15 protein-coding genes and 2 pseudogenes are annotated in these 15,706 nt (G+C 55.9%); 12 read left to right on the top strand and 5 right to left on the bottom strand.

The genetic code is table 11. The features are described from left to right. The first annotated feature begins 70 nt into the window (after nt 1-70). The 9 genes from rsxA to gstA all read left to right on the top strand — a co-directional run bounded on the left by rsxA (nt 71) and on the right by gstA (nt 9,446). Nucleotides 71-652: an electron transport complex subunit RsxA gene (rsxA, locus tag Electrica_RS11265; protein WP_100683683.1), complete on the top strand. Its 582-nt coding sequence runs from the start codon at nt 71-73 to the stop codon at nt 650-652. A 1-nt stretch (nt 653) separates the two neighbouring features. Continuing rightward, entirely contained in the window at nt 654-1,232 is a 579-nt protein-coding gene (gene rsxB, locus Electrica_RS11260; RefSeq protein ID WP_100683682.1) for an electron transport complex subunit RsxB, read from the top strand. Next, on the top strand, nt 1,225-3,609 hold the full coding sequence (gene rsxC, locus Electrica_RS11255; protein ID WP_141964492.1) for an electron transport complex subunit RsxC: 2,385 nt from the start codon (nt 1,225-1,227) through the stop codon (nt 3,607-3,609). Before rsxB ends, rsxC begins: the two co-directional genes overlap by 8 nt. Beyond that, complete coding sequence (gene rsxD / locus Electrica_RS11250; protein ID WP_141964491.1) at nt 3,610-4,662, top strand: electron transport complex subunit RsxD; 1,053 nt, start codon at nt 3,610-3,612, stop codon at nt 4,660-4,662. It abuts the gene before it with no gap. A 9-nt stretch (nt 4,663-4,671) separates the two neighbouring features. Beyond that, nucleotides 4,672-5,292 (top strand): electron transport complex subunit RsxG, encoded by a 621-nt coding sequence (gene rsxG, locus Electrica_RS11245; protein ID WP_142255875.1) that lies wholly within the window; start codon nt 4,672-4,674, stop codon nt 5,290-5,292. 3 nt (nt 5,293-5,295) lie between these two features. Next, a complete protein-coding gene (locus tag Electrica_RS11240; protein ID WP_100683678.1) occupies nt 5,296-6,000 on the top strand; it encodes an electron transport complex subunit E in 705 nt (234 codons plus the stop codon). Further along, the gene (gene nth, locus Electrica_RS11235) at nt 5,997-6,632 is read left to right on the top strand and encodes an endonuclease III (protein ID WP_131048007.1); all 636 of its coding nucleotides are present in this window, start codon (nt 5,997-5,999) and stop codon (nt 6,630-6,632) included. Before Electrica_RS11240 ends, nth begins: the two co-directional genes overlap by 4 nt. A 600-nt stretch (nt 6,633-7,232) precedes the next feature. Next, on the top strand, nt 7,233-8,738 hold the full coding sequence (gene dtpA, locus Electrica_RS11225) for a dipeptide/tripeptide permease DtpA (protein ID WP_131048005.1): 1,506 nt from the start codon (nt 7,233-7,235) through the stop codon (nt 8,736-8,738). A gap of 105 nt (nt 8,739-8,843) precedes the next feature. Continuing rightward, a complete protein-coding gene (gene gstA, locus Electrica_RS11220; RefSeq protein WP_100683674.1) occupies nt 8,844-9,446 on the top strand; it encodes a glutathione transferase GstA in 603 nt (200 codons plus the stop codon). Nucleotides 9,447-9,497: 51 nt separating this feature from the next. Here the strand turns inward: gstA and pdxY are convergent, their stop codons facing one another. The 5 genes from pdxY to anmK form a co-directional block, all read right to left on the bottom strand. Then, nucleotides 9,498-10,358 carry a pyridoxal kinase PdxY gene (pdxY, locus tag Electrica_RS11215; RefSeq protein WP_131048004.1) on the bottom strand — a complete coding sequence of 287 codons (861 nt, stop codon included), beginning with the start codon at nt 10,356-10,358 and terminating at the stop codon, nt 9,498-9,500. A 66-nt stretch (nt 10,359-10,424) separates the two neighbouring features. Then, complete coding sequence (tyrS, locus tag Electrica_RS11210; protein ID WP_100683673.1) at nt 10,425-11,699, bottom strand: tyrosine--tRNA ligase; 1,275 nt, start codon at nt 11,697-11,699, stop codon at nt 10,425-10,427. 242 nt (nt 11,700-11,941) lie between these two features. Beyond that, the gene (gene pdxH / locus Electrica_RS11205) at nt 11,942-12,598 is read right to left on the bottom strand and encodes a pyridoxamine 5'-phosphate oxidase (protein WP_131048038.1); all 657 of its coding nucleotides are present in this window, start codon (nt 12,596-12,598) and stop codon (nt 11,942-11,944) included. 57 nt (nt 12,599-12,655) lie between these two features. After that, on the bottom strand, nt 12,656-12,979 hold the full coding sequence (gene mliC, locus Electrica_RS11200) for a C-type lysozyme inhibitor (protein ID WP_100683672.1): 324 nt from the start codon (nt 12,977-12,979) through the stop codon (nt 12,656-12,658). 92 nt (nt 12,980-13,071) lie between these two features. After that, nucleotides 13,072-14,196, bottom strand: coding sequence for an anhydro-N-acetylmuramic acid kinase (gene anmK, locus Electrica_RS11195; protein WP_141964489.1), 1,125 nt, complete (start codon nt 14,194-14,196; stop codon nt 13,072-13,074). A 267-nt stretch (nt 14,197-14,463) separates the two neighbouring features. On the opposite strand from anmK, the gene slyB reads away from it, so the two are divergent. The 3 genes and pseudogenes from slyB to Electrica_RS29280 all read left to right on the top strand — a co-directional run. Beyond that, on the top strand, nt 14,464-14,931 hold the full coding sequence (slyB, locus tag Electrica_RS11190; RefSeq protein WP_100683670.1) for an outer membrane lipoprotein SlyB: 468 nt from the start codon (nt 14,464-14,466) through the stop codon (nt 14,929-14,931). A 168-nt stretch (nt 14,932-15,099) separates the two neighbouring features. Then, nucleotides 15,100-15,645 (top strand): annotated as a pseudogene (locus tag Electrica_RS29285) (MASE4 domain-containing protein). Then, a pseudogene (locus tag Electrica_RS29280) lies at nt 15,635-15,694 on the top strand (hypothetical protein); the annotation flags it as partial. The pseudogenes Electrica_RS29285 and Electrica_RS29280, both read left to right, overlap by 11 nt. Nucleotides 15,695-15,706 lie beyond the last annotated feature (12 nt).

The following is a 15,706-nucleotide window of genomic DNA, read 5'->3' as shown; positions in this document are numbered from 1 at the left end:
AGTTAACCTGTTGTCGCCGGTATCGATTTATTCGATAATAGGCGGCTTTTTCTGTTTTCAGGTCGAGTTGATGGCTGATTATTTACTGCTCTTTATTGGTACTGTCCTTGTGAACAACTTCGTGCTGGTGAAGTTTCTTGGACTGTGCCCGTTTATGGGGGTTTCCAAAAAACTGGAAACCGCAATGGGGATGGGGCTGGCCACCACGTTTGTGATGACCCTGGCCTCGATTTGCGCCTGGCTGATTGATACCTGGATTCTTATCCCGCTGAACCTTATCTATCTGCGTACGCTGGCTTTTATTCTGGTTATCGCGGTGGTGGTACAGTTTACCGAGATGGTGGTGCGTAAAACCAGCCCCGCCCTGTATCGACTGCTGGGTATTTTCTTACCGCTGATCACCACCAACTGTGCCGTGCTCGGCGTCGCGTTGTTGAATATAAACCTCGGGCATAATTTCTTACAGTCCGCGCTCTACGGCTTTGCCGCTGCGGTCGGTTTCTCACTGGTGATGGTTCTGTTCGCCTCTATTCGCGAACGTCTGGTGGTCGCAGATGTACCTGCGCCGTTTCGCGGTAATGCCATTGCCCTGGTGACTGCGGGTTTAATGTCTCTGGCATTTATGGGCTTTAGTGGTTTGGTGAAGTTGTAATATGAGTGCAGTCTGGATAGCCGTGATCGCCATTAGCCTGCTGGGGCTCATTTTTGGCGTGATTCTGGGATACGCCTCCCGTCGGTTTGAAGTGGAAGATGATCCCGTCGTTGAAAAAGTCGATGAGCTTCTTCCGCAGAGTCAGTGTGGACAGTGCGGCTACCCCGGCTGTCGTCCTTATGCCGAGGCCGTCGGCTCTCAGGGTGAGAAAATCAACCGCTGCGCCCCTGGCGGCGAAGCGGTGATGCTAAAAATCGCCGCCCTGCTGAACGTTGACCCGCAGCCTATCGATGGCGATGAACAACAACTCGAGCCTGCGCGCATGCTTGCGGTCATTGACGAAAATAACTGTATCGGGTGCACGAAGTGTATCCAGGCCTGCCCGGTCGATGCGATTGTCGGTGCAACTCGCGCCATGCACACCGTGATGAGCGACCTTTGTACCGGCTGTAATCTTTGCGTCGCCCCCTGCCCGACGCAATGTATAGAAATGGTTCCTGTCGCGACGACCACTGAAAACTGGAAGTGGGACCTTCACACGATTCCGGTACGCAATATTCCTGTGGAACAACATGTTTAAGCTATTTTCCGCTTTCAGAAAAGATAAAGTCTGGGACTTCAACGGCGGTATTCACCCGCCGGAAATGAAAAACCAGTCTAACGGTACGCCGCTGCGCCAGGTTTCCCTGCCGCAGCAGTTTGCTATCCCGTTAAAACAGCATATCGGCGCTGAGGGTGAGCTCTGCGTCCAGCCTGGCGATCGCGTACTGCGCGGTCAGCCGCTGACCCGCGGCTGGGGACGAATGTTACCGGTTCATGCCCCGACCTCCGGTACCGTCAGCGCCATCGCACCGCACTCTACCGCGCACCCCTCCGCCCTCGCCGAGATGAGCGTCATTATCGATGCCGACGGCGAAGACCGGTGGATTGAGCGCGACGGCTGGAGTGATTATGCAAACCAATCCCGCGAAGCGCTCATCGAGCGTATTCATCAGTTCGGCGTGGCCGGACTGGGCGGCGCGGGATTCCCGACCGGCAGCAAATTGCGCGGCGGCGGCGATAAAATTGAAACCCTGATTATTAACGCCGCTGAATGCGAACCCTATATTACCGCCGACGATCGCCTGATGCAGGATTGCGCCGCGCAAATTATCGCCGGCATCCGCATCCTCGCCCACATTTTACAGCCGCGTCAGGTGCTGATCGGTATTGAGGATAATAAACCGCAGGCTATCTCGATGATGCGGGCGGTCCTTGCCGATGCGCACGGTATCGAACTGCGGGTGATTCCCACCAAGTACCCGTCCGGCGGCGCGAAGCAGCTGACGCAGATCCTCACCGGCAAGCAGGTCCCCCACGGCGGGCGCTCGTCGGACATTGGCGTCCTGATGCAAAACGTCGGGACCGCCTATGCGGTTAAACGCGCGATAATCGACGGTGAGCCGCTGACCGAGCGGGTGGTGACGCTCACGGGAGAAGCGGTGACTCGTCCGGGCAACGTGTGGGCGCGGCTGGGAACACCGGTTCGCCATCTGCTGGAAGATGCCGGTTTCTGCCCGAGCGCCGAACAGATGGTCATTATGGGCGGCCCGCTGATGGGATTCACCCTGCCGTGGCTTGACGTGCCGGTGGTTAAAATCACCAACTGCCTGCTGGCGCCGTCGGTAAGCGAAATGGGCGAAGCCGAGGAAGAAAAAGGCTGTATTCGCTGTAGTGCCTGCGCGGACGCCTGTCCGGCCGATCTGCTGCCGCAGCAGCTGTACTGGTTCAGCAAAGGTCAGCAGCACGATAAAGCCACCGCCCATAACCTGGCCGACTGCATCGAGTGTGGCGCCTGCGCCTGGGTCTGCCCGAGTAATATTCCACTGGTACAATATTTCCGTCAGGAAAAGGCTGAGATTACGGCTCTTCGTCAGGAAGAAAAGCGCGCGGCGGAGGCCAAAGCCCGCTTTGAGGCCCGCCAGGCTCGCCTGGAGCGGGATAAAGCCGCGCGTCTGGAACGCCACAAACAGTCCGCGGTTCAACCTGGCGCAACAGATCACGCCGCGATTAACGCCGCGCTGGCCCGGGTTCGCGAAAAACAACGCGATGCCGCCCAGCCGATCGTTGTCCAGGCCGGAGCGAAGCCGGATAACGGTGAAGCCATCGCCGCGCGCGAAGCCCGTAAAGCCGAGGCCCGCGCCCGCAAGCTGGCGCAGCAGGATCAGCAAACGGAACAGCCCGCCACCGAGGCTGCCGACCCGCGGAAAGCGGCGGTTGAGGCGGCTATCGCCCGTGCGAAAGCCCGTAAAACCGAACAGCAGGCCGCCGCGCCAGCCGACGTTCAGCCCGTAGCCGAAGCCGTCGACCCGCGTAAAGCGGCAGTTGAAGCGGCTATCGCCCGCGCGAAGGCCCGTAAAGCCGAACAGCAGACTGCCGCGCCGGCTGACGTTCAGCCCGCAGCCGAAGCCGTCGACCCGTGTAAAGCGGCGGTTGAAGCGGCTATCGCCCGCGCGAAAGCCCGTAAAACCGAACAGCAGGCCGCCGCGCCAGCCGACGTTCAGCCCGTAGCCGAAGCCGTCGACCCGCGTAAAGCGGCAGTTGAAGCGGCTATCGCCCGCGCGAAGGCCCGTAAAGCCGAACAGCAGACTGCCGCGCCGGCCGACGTTCAGCCCGTAGCCGAAGCCGTCGACCCGCGTAAAGCGGCAGTTGAAGCGGCTATCGCCCGCGCGAAAGCCCGTAAAGCCGAACAGCAGGCCGCCGCGCCGGCCGACGTTCAGCCCGTAGCCGAAGCCGTCGACCCGCGTAAAGCGGCGGTTGAGGCGGCTATCGCCCGCGCCAGGGCCCGTAAGGCCGAACAGCAGCAAGAGATGACCCCGTCAGCCACCAACGACGATCCGCGCCAAGCCGCAGTCGCCGAAGCAATCGCCCGCGTTCAGGCCAGGAAAGCATCCCGGCAGGCAGTTAACGAGGAATAAATGGTTTTCAGAATCGCAAGCTCTCCTTATACCCACAACCAGCGTCAGACCTCACGGATTATGCTGCTGGTTCTGCTCGCGGCCGTACCCGGCATCGCGGTTCAGACCTGGTTTTTCGGCTGGGGAACCGTGATGCAGCTCGTCCTCGCCGCCCTCACGGCCTGGGCGACGGAAGCCGCTATCCTCAGGCTGCGCAAGCAAAACATTGCCGCCACGCTTGCCGATAACTCCGCGCTGCTGACCGGTCTGCTGCTGGCGATCAGTATTCCGCCGCTGGCCCCCTGGTGGATGGTCGTTGCCGGTACCGCCTTTGCCGTTATTATTGCCAAGCAGCTGTACGGGGGACTGGGCCACAACCCGTTTAACCCGGCGATGATTGGCTATGTCGTACTGCTTATCTCATTCCCGGTACAGATGACCTCCTGGCTGCCGCCGCATGAGATTGCGGCCAGCGTTCCGGGCTTCACCGACGCTCTGCAGGTTATTTTTAGCGGCCACACCGCCAGCGGTAACGATATGAACGCCCTGCGTCTGGGGATCGACGGCATCAGCCAGGCCACGCCGCTGGATACGTTTAAAACGTCGCTGCATGCCGGTCATGGGGTGAAGGAAATTCTGCAATACCCGATTTACGGCGGCACACTGGCCGGCCTTGGCTGGCAGTGGGTCAACATCGCCTATCTGGTCGGCGGTCTGTTTTTACTCTGGCAGAAAACTATTCGCTGGCATATTCCACTGAGCTTCCTGCTTAGCCTGACTCTCTGCGCCACCCTGGGCTGGCTGTTTTCCCCGCAGAGCTTCGCCGCCCCGCAGATTCATCTGCTTTCCGGCGCGACCATGCTCGGCGCATTCTTTATTTTAACGGACCCGGTTACCGCCTCCACCACCAACCGCGGCCGCCTGATATTCGGCGCCCTCGCCGGTCTGCTGGTGTGGCTCATCCGCAGCTTCGGCGGCTATCCTGACGGTGTGGCTTTTGCCGTGCTGCTGGCGAACATTACCGTTCCGTTGATCGATTACTACACGCGCCCGCGCGTCTATGGCCACCGCTGAGGACCAATGATGTTAAAAAGCATGCGCAAACACGGCACCACGCTGGCGCTCTTTGCCGCCGGCTCTACCGGGTTAACTGCGGCCATTAATGAGCTGACGAAATCGACGATTGCTGAACAGGCGGCGACGCAGCAAAAAGCGCTGTTCAATCAGGTTATGCCTGCGGACCGTTATAATAACGATCTGCTGCAGAGCTGCTATCTGGTCGCGGCGCCGCCGCTCGGTAAAGGGCAGCATAAGATCTGGATTGCCAAAAATAACGACGCTCCGGTCGGGGTGGTGATGGAAGCGACGGCGCCCGATGGTTACTCCGGCGCGATTCAGTTGCTGGTCGCCGCCGACTTTAAAGGCACCGTACTTGGCACCCGCGTGACGGAGCATCATGAGACGCCCGGCCTTGGCGACAAAATTGAACTCCGTCTGTCGGACTGGATAACCTACTTTGCGGGTAAAATCATTCATGGCCCCGGCGACAGCCATTTTGCCGTGAAGAAAGACGGCGGTGATTTCGATCAGTTCACCGGCGCCACGATTACCCCACGCGCGGTGGTCAACGCCGTTAAGCGTGCCGGTCTGTATGCGCAAACGCTGCCGGCACAGATTCCTGAACTCACCTCCTGCGGAGAGTAAGCCATGAGCGAAGTCAAAGACGTTATTGTTCAGGGGTTGTGGAAAAACAACTCCGCGCTGGTGCAACTGTTGGGTATGTGTCCCCTGCTCGCCGTGACCTCTACCGCTACCAATGCGTTAGGGCTTGGACTGGCGACGACCCTGGTGCTGACGCTGACCAACCTGACCATCTCCAGCCTGCGCCGCTGGACACCGGCTGAAATTCGTATCCCGATTTATGTCATGATCATCGCATCGGTTGTCAGTATCGTGCAGATGCTGATTAACGCCTACGCATTTGGTTTGTATCAGTCTCTGGGGATTTTTATTCCGCTGATTGTGACCAACTGCATCGTGGTCGGTCGAGCCGAAGCCTTCGCCGCCAAAAAGGGGCCGGCGCTGTCGGCGCTGGACGGTTTCTCCATTGGCATGGGGGCGACCTGCGCGATGTTTGTGCTCGGTTCGCTGCGAGAAATCCTCGGTAACGGGACGCTGTTTGATGGCGCCGATAGCCTGCTGGGCAACTGGGCGAAAGTACTGCGGATCGAAGTGTTCCATACCGATACGCCGTTCCTGCTGGCGATGCTGCCGCCGGGCGCCTTTATCGGTTTAGGGATGATGCTGGCGGTGAAATACCTGATTGATGAACGAACCAAACAGCGTAAAGCAAAAGCCGTTGCCGCGAGTCAAGCGGCGCCGGCTGATGCTCACAGGGAAAGTCTGGGATGAATAAGAGCAAACGTCTGGAGATCCTGACCCGCCTGCGGGATAACGACCCGCACCCGACAACGGAACTGAATTTCAGCTCACCGTTCGAATTACTGATAGCCGTATTACTCTCGGCGCAGGCGACGGACGTCAGCGTGAATAAGGCCACGGCAAAGCTGTATCCCGTGGCGAATACGCCAGCAGCCCTGCTGGCGCTGGGTGTTGATGGCGTCAAAGCGTATATCAAGACCATCGGCTTGTTTAACAGCAAAGCTGAAAATGTGATCAAAACCTGCCGGATCCTGCTTGAGCAGCACAATGGCGAGGTTCCGGAGGACAGAGCGGCGCTGGAAGCGCTTCCCGGCGTGGGACGTAAGACCGCCAACGTGGTACTGAACACCGCTTTCGGTTGGCCGACGATTGCCGTGGATACGCATATTTTCCGCGTTTGCAATCGGACACAATTTGCCCCCGGGAAGAACGTTGAACAGGTGGAGGAAAAACTGCTAAAGGTGGTTCCCGCCGAATTTAAAGTCGACTGTCACCACTGGCTTATTCTCCACGGCCGCTATACCTGTATTGCGCGCAAACCTCGCTGCGGTTCGTGCCTGATTGAAGATCTGTGCGAGTTTAAAGAGAAAGTCGACGAATAACCCTTCGCTAAAACCATTACCCTTCTTGTGGTAATGGTTCTGCTCCTTCCGCCTGCCTCCTGTCTTTAACGCCACTATTTCTACACTTCACAGGACAATTAACCATCTATATAACGCTCACCCAGGTTAATCATTTTTTTTGGCGAAAAAATTTCTATACATTTGTGATCCAGATCATCCACGCAACTTAATGTTAAATCCATGTTGTCGCGATGATACGAAAAGTCAGTATTTGCAATATCAGAGCCCCGCCATCCAGGACAATGCCCCATCATATTTTAGGATTACAGGCTATATCACTACATTAACCGCCAATTAGTAGAATATATCGCCATTAACCAATCATTTCCTTTCCCTGAAAGATAAAAATACCATCAATGTGTAAAAGCTGAAATTTAACTCTGCATAACATTTGAATGACTGGCGGATTATAACGCCCAAGATAAATGTAACAGAGTATTGCAAAGCGCTTGCCTCAATGACCAGGATAGTGAACATTACTTGCCGTTTTCCCTCCAGAATAACTATAAAGGCGGCGGTCTTATCAGATTGCGCCCCGAACACCCCCCGTTAATATGGGATGTAAAAAAAGAGGTATATGTGTCAACTGCAAACAATAAACCAGCAGAAAGTGTGAGTCTGAACGCTTTCAAACAACCGAAATCGTTCTATCTGATCTTCTCGATCGAGTTATGGGAGCGTTTTGGTTATTACGGCCTGCAAGGGATCATGGCCGTTTACCTGGTAAAACAGCTGGGTATGTCAGAAGCGGATTCTATTACTCTCTTCTCCTCCTTCAGCGCGCTGGTTTATGGCCTCGTGGCTATCGGCGGCTGGCTGGGCGATAAAGTGCTCGGTACGAAACGCGTGATTATGCTGGGGACTATCGTCCTCGCTATCGGCTACGCCCTGGTGGCTTATTCCGGACATGACGCGGCTATCGTTTATATGGGTATGGCGACCATCGCCGTCGGTAACGGCCTGTTTAAGGCTAACCCGTCCTCCCTGCTCTCGACCTGCTACGAGAAAGATGACCCGCGTCTTGATGGCGCATTTACGATGTACTACATGTCCATCAACATCGGTTCCTTCTTCTCTATGCTGGCCACCCCGTGGCTGGCAGCGAAATTTGGCTGGAGCATCGCCTTCTCTCTGAGCTTCATCGGGATGCTGATTACCCTGGTGAACTTCATGTTCTGCAAAAAATGGGTGAAAAACTACGGTTCGAAGCCTGACTTTGCCCCGGTGCATTTCGGCAAACTGCTGGCGACCATCGTCGGCGTCATCGTCCTGGTGGTGATTGCGACCTGGCTGCTGCACAACCAGGGGATTGCCCGTATGGTGCTGGGCTTAGTGGCCCTGGGAATCGTGATTATTTTTGCCAAAGAAGCGATTGCGATGAAAGGTGCGGCGCGTCGTAAGATGATCGTCGCCTTCATTCTGATGGTTCAGGCGATCGTCTTCTTCGTCCTCTACAGCCAGATGCCGACTTCACTGAACTTCTTTGCTATCCGCAACGTTGAGCACGCTATTCTGGGCATCAGCTTCCAGCCTGAGCAGTTCCAGGCGCTGAACCCGTTCTGGATTATGGTCGGCAGCCCGATTCTGGCCGCTATCTATAACAAGATGGGCGACCGTCTGCCGATGCCCCACAAGTTCGCAATCGGCATGGTGCTCTGCTCACTGGCGTTCCTCGTCCTGCCGCTGGGCGCCAAATTTGCAACCGACGCCGGTATCGTCTCCGTTAACTGGCTGATTCTGAGCTACGCGCTGCAGAGTATCGGTGAGCTGATGATTTCCGGTCTGGGTCTGGCGATGGTGGCACAGCTGGTCCCGCAGCGCCTGATGGGCTTTATCATGGGCAGCTGGTTCCTGACCACCGCAGGCGCCGCAATCATCGCCGGTAAAGTCGCCAACCTGATGGCGGTACCGGAGGACGTTACCGACCCGCTGCAGTCTCTTGCCGTCTATGGCCATGTCTTCCTGCAGATTGGTATTGCTACCGCAGTTATCGCCGTGCTGATGTTCGCTATCGCGCCGAAACTGAACCGCATGACCCAGGATGACGAGGCGGTGAGCAAAGCTCGCGATACGGCAACCGCTTAAGCGCTTCGGGAAAACGAATAAATTTAGGCCGCTAACGCTTTGTTAGCGGCTTTTTTTTTACCCCTGGGCTAACATACAGAAAACTGCAGCCACGAGGAGTTACTGATGAAACTGTTCTACAAACCCGGCGCCTGTTCCCTTGCATCACATATCGCCCTACGCGAAAGCGGACTGGACTTCACCTTACAGGGCGTCGATCTGCAGAAGAAGCGCCTGGAAAACGGTGAGGATTATCTGCAAATCAACCCGAAGGGACAGGTTCCGGCGCTGCTACTTGACGACGAAATCCTGCTCACGGAAGGCGTCGCCATTATGCAATATATTGCCGATCGGGTGCCGGATCGCCAGCTGCTGGCGCCGGTGGGCACCATTGCGCGCTACCAGACTCTCGAGTGGCTGAACTACGTCGCGACAGAGCTGCATAAGGGCTTTACGCCGCTTTTCCGCCCGGATACCCCGGAAGATTACAAGGCTGTCGTGCGCGCGCAGCTGGAGAAGAAGCTGCATTATATTGATGAATCGCTGAAGGAGAAGCAGTGGCTGAACGGGCATCGTTTCACCATCGCGGATGGCTACCTGTTTACCGTACTGCGCTGGGCCTGGGCCGTGAAGCTGGATATGACAGGTTACAGCCATATCGAAGCCTGGATGAAGCACGTGACCGCTCGTCCATCGGTGGCCGCGGCGCTGGCGGCGGAAGGGTTCTAATCGCGCGGCGTCATCTGTGCCCGGCTGCGAGGCCGGGCAGCAGTGCGACAGTTAAAGCTGGGTGGCGCTAAAGTAGTGCTCCGGCTGCGCAATTCGGTCCTGAGCGGCAACGACCTGCAGCTCATACTCCTGCCTGTTTTTCGTGGCCAGCATAATTTCATACACCGCAGCGGTCACATGTTCCAGCGCATCGCGAAGTAAAGCGCCCTGCAACAGTTTAACCAGCAGTAATCCGCTGGTCACATCGCCGACGCCGACCGGCTGACGCAGGCCAAAATCGACCAGCGGGCGGCTGATATGCCAGGCTTCATCAGCCGTCACCAGCAGCATTTCGAACCGCTCCATACTCAATCCGGCACGGGCAAGATGCTTAACCAGTACAACCTGCGGGCCCTGGGCAATCAGCTCACGCGCGGCTGAGACGGCTTGCGCAACCGTAGCCACCGGATGACCGCAGAGGATTTCCAGCTCAATCAGGTTGGGGGCAATAATATCGCTCGCCGGCAGCGCATGACGCACGTGAAACTCCGCCACTCCAGGCGCGACGATGCAGCCCTTCTCAGGGTGTCCCATCACCGGATCGCAGAAATATTTCGCCGCCGGATTAGCCGCTTTGACCTGACGCACGATACCGAGGATATGCTCACCCTGTTCGGCGGAGCCCAGATAGCCGCTCAGTACCGCATCGCAACGCTGAAGCTGATTAATCTCGGCAATCCCCTGAACGATTTCGGTCAGATGCGCAGGCGGCATCACGCAACCGGTCCATTTCCCGTACTGCGTATGGTTGGAGAACTGAACGGTATTAAGGGGCCAGACATTCGCGCCAAGGCGACGCATCGGAAATTCCGCAGCACTATTGCCCGCATGTCCAAAAACAACGTGGGACTGAATAGCGAGGATGTTCTTCATTTTTTGCTTACCATAACCCTGAAAAAAGAAAGGGGCATGGTTTCCCATGCCCCTGCTGATTTTTTATTATTTCCAGCAAATCAGACAGTAGTTCTTTTTACCGCGACGTAACAGCGTGTAACGGCCGAACAAAATGTCACTGTCCTGGAAGAAATATTCCGGATCGGACTGTTTTTCACCGTTGATCGTTACCGCATTGGAAGCGATGGTTTTACGTGCCTGACCGCGAGACGGCTGCAGTTCCGAATCCACCAGCGCCTGCATCAGATCGGCACCCTTTTCCATTTCGACCATCGGCACGCCATCCTGCGCCAGCTGTTCGAAATCGGCTTCGCTCAGCGCACTCAGCGTCCCGCTGAACAGGCTCTCGGTGATGCGTTTTGCGGCTACCAGACCTTCTTCACCGTGAACCAGACGCGTCACCTGTTCGGCCAGCACGTACTGCGCACGCGGAGCCTTACCGCTGTTTTTATCTTCTTCTTCCAGCGCATTGATCTCGGCAATGTCCATGAAGGTGAAGAACTTCAGGAAGCGATAAACGTCAGCATCCGCGGTGTTGATCCAGAACTGGTAGAATTTGTACGGACTGGTTTTCTTCGGATCCAGCCATACCGCGCCGCCTTCGGTCTTACCGAACTTGGTGCCATCGGCTTTGGTGATCAGCGGAACGGTCAGACCAAACACCTGGTTCTGGTGCAGACGACGGGTCAGGTCGATGCCGGAGGTGATGTTGCCCCACTGATCGGAACCGCCAATCTGCAGCGCCACGCCATGCAGTTTGTTCAGACACGCGAAGTCGTAACCCTGCAACAGGTTATAAGAGAACTCGGTAAACGAGATGCCCTGATCGTCGCGGTTCAGACGCTGCTTAACCGCTTCTTTGTTGATCATCTGGTTTACGGAGAAGTGCTTGCCGATATCACGCAGGAAAGTCAGCACGTTCATGCCGCCAAACCAGTCGTAGTTATTCGCGGCAATGGCTGAGTTGTCACCGCAATCAAAGTCGAGGAACGGCGCGACCTGTTTGCGAATTTTATCTACCCACTCCTGCACGGTATCTTCGGTGTTCAGTTTACGCTCGGCGGCTTTAAAGCTCGGGTCACCAATCAGACCGGTCGCTCCCCCCACCAGCGCCACAGGCTTATGGCCTGCCTGCTGAAAGCGTTTCAGGCATAACAATGGAACAAGATGCCCCAAATGCAAGCTGTCAGCGGTTGGATCGAAGCCGCAATAGAGCGCGATCGGGCCTTGCGCCAGTCGCTCTGCTAACGCTTCCTCGTCCGTCACCTGGGCTACCAGCCCCCGCTCTTGCAATTGTTTAATCAAGTTACTGCTTGCCATCAAATTCTCCATGTATAAAACGACTGCACCTTTGCCGGTACACGACTTTTCGCCAGACGCGAAAAAAAACATCTATGCAAAATCATTTAAGTTGCTTCAGGGCAGGCAGTACGGAGATTCATACCAGTCAACGACCGGAATAAACCAGCACAGCCAACACAGACGCAGCTTGAAAAATGAAGCCTATAGAATAAAGCGCCAGCCCATCCAGTACCAGCGCTTAACACAACAAATTTCAGGGATTACGGGGCCAGACGATCGATTTTCCACGCGCTATCGTCGCGCTGGTATAAAAAACGATCGTGCAGACGGTGTTCACCGCCCTGCCAGAATTCCATCTGCTCAATACTGACGCGGAATCCGCCCCAGAAGCTCGGCAGCGGCACTTCGCCTTGCTGGAATTTCTGTTTCAGCTCCAGGAACTTACTTTCCAGGATGCCACGGGCTGAGATGCGGGTTGACTGTTGCGAGACCCAGGCGCCAATCTGGCTGTCGCGCGGACGACTGTGGAAATACTTCACCACTTCCAGCGTTGACAGGCGCTCCGCCTTGCCAGTGACCATCACCTGGCGCTCCAGCATGTGCCACGGGAAAAGCAGGCTCACGCGAGGATTGTTTTCGATCTGGTGGGCTTTACGACTCCCGAGGTTGGTGTAAAACACCAGCCCTTTTTCGTCATAGTGCTTGAGCAGGACAATTCGCTGGTAAGGTTGACCGTTTTCATCAACCGTGGCGACGACCATTGCCGTCGGGTCAGCCAGCCGGGCATCGCAGGCTTGTCTGAGCCAACGCTCAAACAAAGCCAGCGGTTCAGCGGGAAGGTCGCGGCGGCGCAGGCCGCCACGGGTATACTCTCGGCGCAGATGCGCGATTTGCTGCAATTCGTCGTTATCAGACATGGCAATTGAGAACATAGTCAACGGGTGGCGTCATTGTGCGCCCCCGGGGCAGAAATCTCAACGTTTGGCCGTCTGCAGCCGACAGTTTTCCAGCACAACGCGATCGCGCTTGTAAACGGTGGCGCTGTCGCCTTTCGACCAGAAGACATAGACGCCGTCGGTATAGCGCGCACCTGATGCCGAAAGCCCCTGCGCCAGATTCAGCTGCTGGTTGTCATAGATAAAACTGGCCATCTGACGGCTATTGTTGATGTGCACGGTCAGCGGTTTCTGATCGCACTGATACTCCAGGGTATCCGTCTGCATCCGCTCCACAAACTGGTTATAGTAGCTACAGCCTGCGAGCATAAAGGGTACTACAGCGATAAGGATTTTTTTCATTCGTTTGCCTTCGACTTTCCCGGTCCAGGAGGGCAAATTGCCCCCCGTTTACTTGATCCAGTTTACCGGCTAATAAAAAACAGGTGTTTCAGTTAACTCTGATTCTGCGGTCGGTTTGCGGGGAAAATAGCCCCCAGCACGGTGGCCTCAGACGCGCCGGTGACCGAGGGGAGATTGCCGGGAAGCCCGGACATCGTTCGCCACGCCAGCCAGGCGAACGCCAGCGCTTCCATATCATCGCCGCTGATTCCCGCCGCATCGGTCGTGGAAACCTCCGTTCCCGGCAACAGCGCCGCCAGCCGCGCCATCAGCAGCGGATTACGCGCCCCGCCGCCGCACACCAGCAGGCGTTCGCAGCCGCCGCTCAGCAGCACCTGCTCCGCGATGGTCACCGCCGTCAGCTCAGCCAGAGTCGCCTGCACATCCTGCGCCCGCAGCCCAGGGAAGCGGGCCAGATGGCGCTCCAGCCAGCCGTAGTTGAAATATTCGCGTCCGGTACTTTTCGGCGCCGGTAGCGCAAACCACGGGTCGCTGAGCATGTTTTGTAACAACGGCAGCAGCACCTTGCCCTCGCTGGCCCACTGCGCGTCTTTATCGTAGGGTTTTCCACACTGGCGCCAGATCCACGCATCCATCAGCATATTGCCAGGTCCGGTGTCATAGCCGCGGACCGGCACGCCCGGCGCCAATAGCGACAGGTTGGCAATCCCGCCGATATTAAGCACCATTCGCCGTTCGACGGGATGCGCCAACAGCGCCTGGTGGAAAGCGGGCACCAGCGGCGCTCCCTGACCGCCAAGCGCCATATCACGACGCCGGAAATCGCCCACCACCGTCACGCCGGTATGGGCGGCTATCTGGTTGTTATCACCGATTTGCAGCGTATTCGACGCGTCGCCAGTCGGTTCGTGCCATACCGTTTGTCCATGACAACCGATGGCGACAATGTCCGCCGGCTGCACATTTTCCTGACGCATAAGAGCCAGTACGGCATCGGCAAATAAGCGCCCGAGACGCGTATCCAGTTGACCGAGCCGGGATAACGTCAGCGTTTGTCCCTGGCAGATAGCCAGAATATCCTCTTTTATTGCCACCGGAATGGGGTACGACAGACTGGCCTGCTGCGCCACTACGCTTTCGTTGATTGCCGCCAGAACCACATCAATACCATCAAGGCTGGTTCCGGACATTACGCCGATAAAGTGACCTGATTTCATACGCCTTCCTTCATTCCATGACTTTCGTATGCCTCACACTCCATCATAAAGAAGAGCGCAATGCTACGTTGCACTAACGTTTATTAACATTAAAGCGCGAAAGATTGCGCATGACGCAAAGAACGTATGTTTATGTTAAGTTGAAGAGGTGCGGATTATTATTTTTTGTATAGTCCATGCCGGAGGTCTGCCAGCCGACGATGAAATGCCATATAATTGAACGCATGGACGTTCAACAGAACACTATTCGGTGAAGGAGATTCATAAATGATTTTACGTGTTTTGGCTGTCTCGATGATTGGTTTATCGCTTGCAGGTTGCGTGAGCAGCAGCGGCCTCTCCGGAGACGTTTACTCCGCATCGGAAGCCAAACAGGTGCAAAGCGTCACCTACGGGACCATTGTTCATACCCGTGCCGTTCAGATCCAGAGCGGTGATGACAGCAATGCTATCGGTGCTATCGGTGGTGCGGTGCTCGGCGGTTTCCTCGGTAACACCATCGGCGGCGGTACTGGCCGTTCTCTGGCAACCGCAGCAGGCGCAGTCGCCGGCGGCGTCGCTGGCCAGGGCGTACAGGGTGCGATGAACAAAACTCAGGGCGTTGAGCTGGAAATCCGTAAAGACGACGGCAATACCATCATGGTGGTGCAGAAACAGGGTAACACCCCGTTCTCTGTCGGCCAGCGCGTGGCGATTGCCGGCAGCGGCAGTCAGGTTACCGTCTCCCCGCGTTAAGCTTTTTCTTATCAGTACGGCCTTCCCGGGCCGTACTCTTCAACCAATGGCTTGATATGAAGACGTTGGCGGATACTCGCTAAAAAACCGCACTGTCGCATCCATCCCTCCTTCTGGTTCTCTCTTGCGTTTGCGCAATATTTAGCATCCGCGTTATTGTATTATTTTATGAATGACCTTACGTCGGACAGAACCGCTTTATATAAAGTCTTTACAAGGATGAAACTTATGACTGTTAATCGCAGCCGCTTAGCAAAACGGTTTTTTGTGTACTCCGTCATTTGTATTATGGCTATTGGCGTAATACACATGCTCTCCTCATCATTAATTAGTCGTATCCCTACGTTTAATTCCTTTTTTTCCCGCGATGACTATTTTTTATTAATTCTGCACATTACGGTTTCCAGTTTCATGATGATGAAGTCCTGGTGCAATAGAAAGCGTCTGTATCTGATTCCGATTGCCAGTGCGTTCGCCGGTTCATCATAGCTGATGTTCGGAACGTTGAGCTGCTATCCCGGGTGGTTCCTGTGTGATTCGAATCTGTTTGCTAACGCTAACGCTGCGCTGATTTTTTACAGCTTCCGTAATATGATGATGCTGTTTAACGCGACGATTATTTTATATTACTTTCGCCATAGTCCAAAACTCACCCGCACGGTGTTTTTTTTGTGCTGCGTATATTTTTACGCTGGCTTTTTTATTGTTATCTGAAAACGACACCGAGTACGCCTGGTATCATGCACGTTTTTTTGAAGTCATCAGCACGTTGTTT

This window comes from Klebsiella electrica (assembly GCF_006711645.1).
GTDB lineage: Bacteria > Pseudomonadota > Gammaproteobacteria > Enterobacterales > Enterobacteriaceae > Klebsiella > Klebsiella electrica.
This window is presented reverse-complemented; position numbering and strand designations above follow the sequence as displayed.

Excerpts from the sequence above, each read along its gene's own strand:
- pdxY (WP_131048004.1), bottom strand. The coding sequence starts at position 10,358 with ATGAAGAACATCCTCGCTATTCAGTCCCACGTTGTTTTTGGACATGCG.
- nth (WP_131048007.1), top strand. The coding sequence starts at position 5,997 with ATGAATAAGAGCAAACGTCTGGAGATCCTGACCCGCCTGCGGGATAAC.
- rsxB (WP_100683682.1), top strand. The coding sequence starts at position 654 with ATGAGTGCAGTCTGGATAGCCGTGATCGCCATTAGCCTGCTGGGGCTC.
- rsxC (WP_141964492.1), top strand. The coding sequence starts at position 1,225 with ATGTTTAAGCTATTTTCCGCTTTCAGAAAAGATAAAGTCTGGGACTTC.
- anmK (WP_141964489.1), bottom strand. The coding sequence starts at position 14,196 with ATGAAATCAGGTCACTTTATCGGCGTAATGTCCGGAACCAGCCTTGAT.
- Electrica_RS11240 (WP_100683678.1), top strand. The coding sequence starts at position 5,296 with ATGAGCGAAGTCAAAGACGTTATTGTTCAGGGGTTGTGGAAAAACAAC.
- gstA (WP_100683674.1), top strand. The coding sequence starts at position 8,844 with ATGAAACTGTTCTACAAACCCGGCGCCTGTTCCCTTGCATCACATATC.
- pdxH (WP_131048038.1), bottom strand. The coding sequence starts at position 12,598 with ATGTCTGATAACGACGAATTGCAGCAAATCGCGCATCTGCGCCGAGAG.
- rsxG (WP_142255875.1), top strand. The coding sequence starts at position 4,672 with ATGTTAAAAAGCATGCGCAAACACGGCACCACGCTGGCGCTCTTTGCC.
- rsxD (WP_141964491.1), top strand. The coding sequence starts at position 3,610 with ATGGTTTTCAGAATCGCAAGCTCTCCTTATACCCACAACCAGCGTCAG.
- tyrS (WP_100683673.1), bottom strand. The coding sequence starts at position 11,699 with ATGGCAAGCAGTAACTTGATTAAACAATTGCAAGAGCGGGGGCTGGTA.
- slyB (WP_100683670.1), top strand. The coding sequence starts at position 14,464 with ATGATTTTACGTGTTTTGGCTGTCTCGATGATTGGTTTATCGCTTGCA.
- rsxA (WP_100683683.1), top strand. The coding sequence starts at position 71 with ATGGCTGATTATTTACTGCTCTTTATTGGTACTGTCCTTGTGAACAAC.
- mliC (WP_100683672.1), bottom strand. The coding sequence starts at position 12,979 with ATGAAAAAAATCCTTATCGCTGTAGTACCCTTTATGCTCGCAGGCTGT.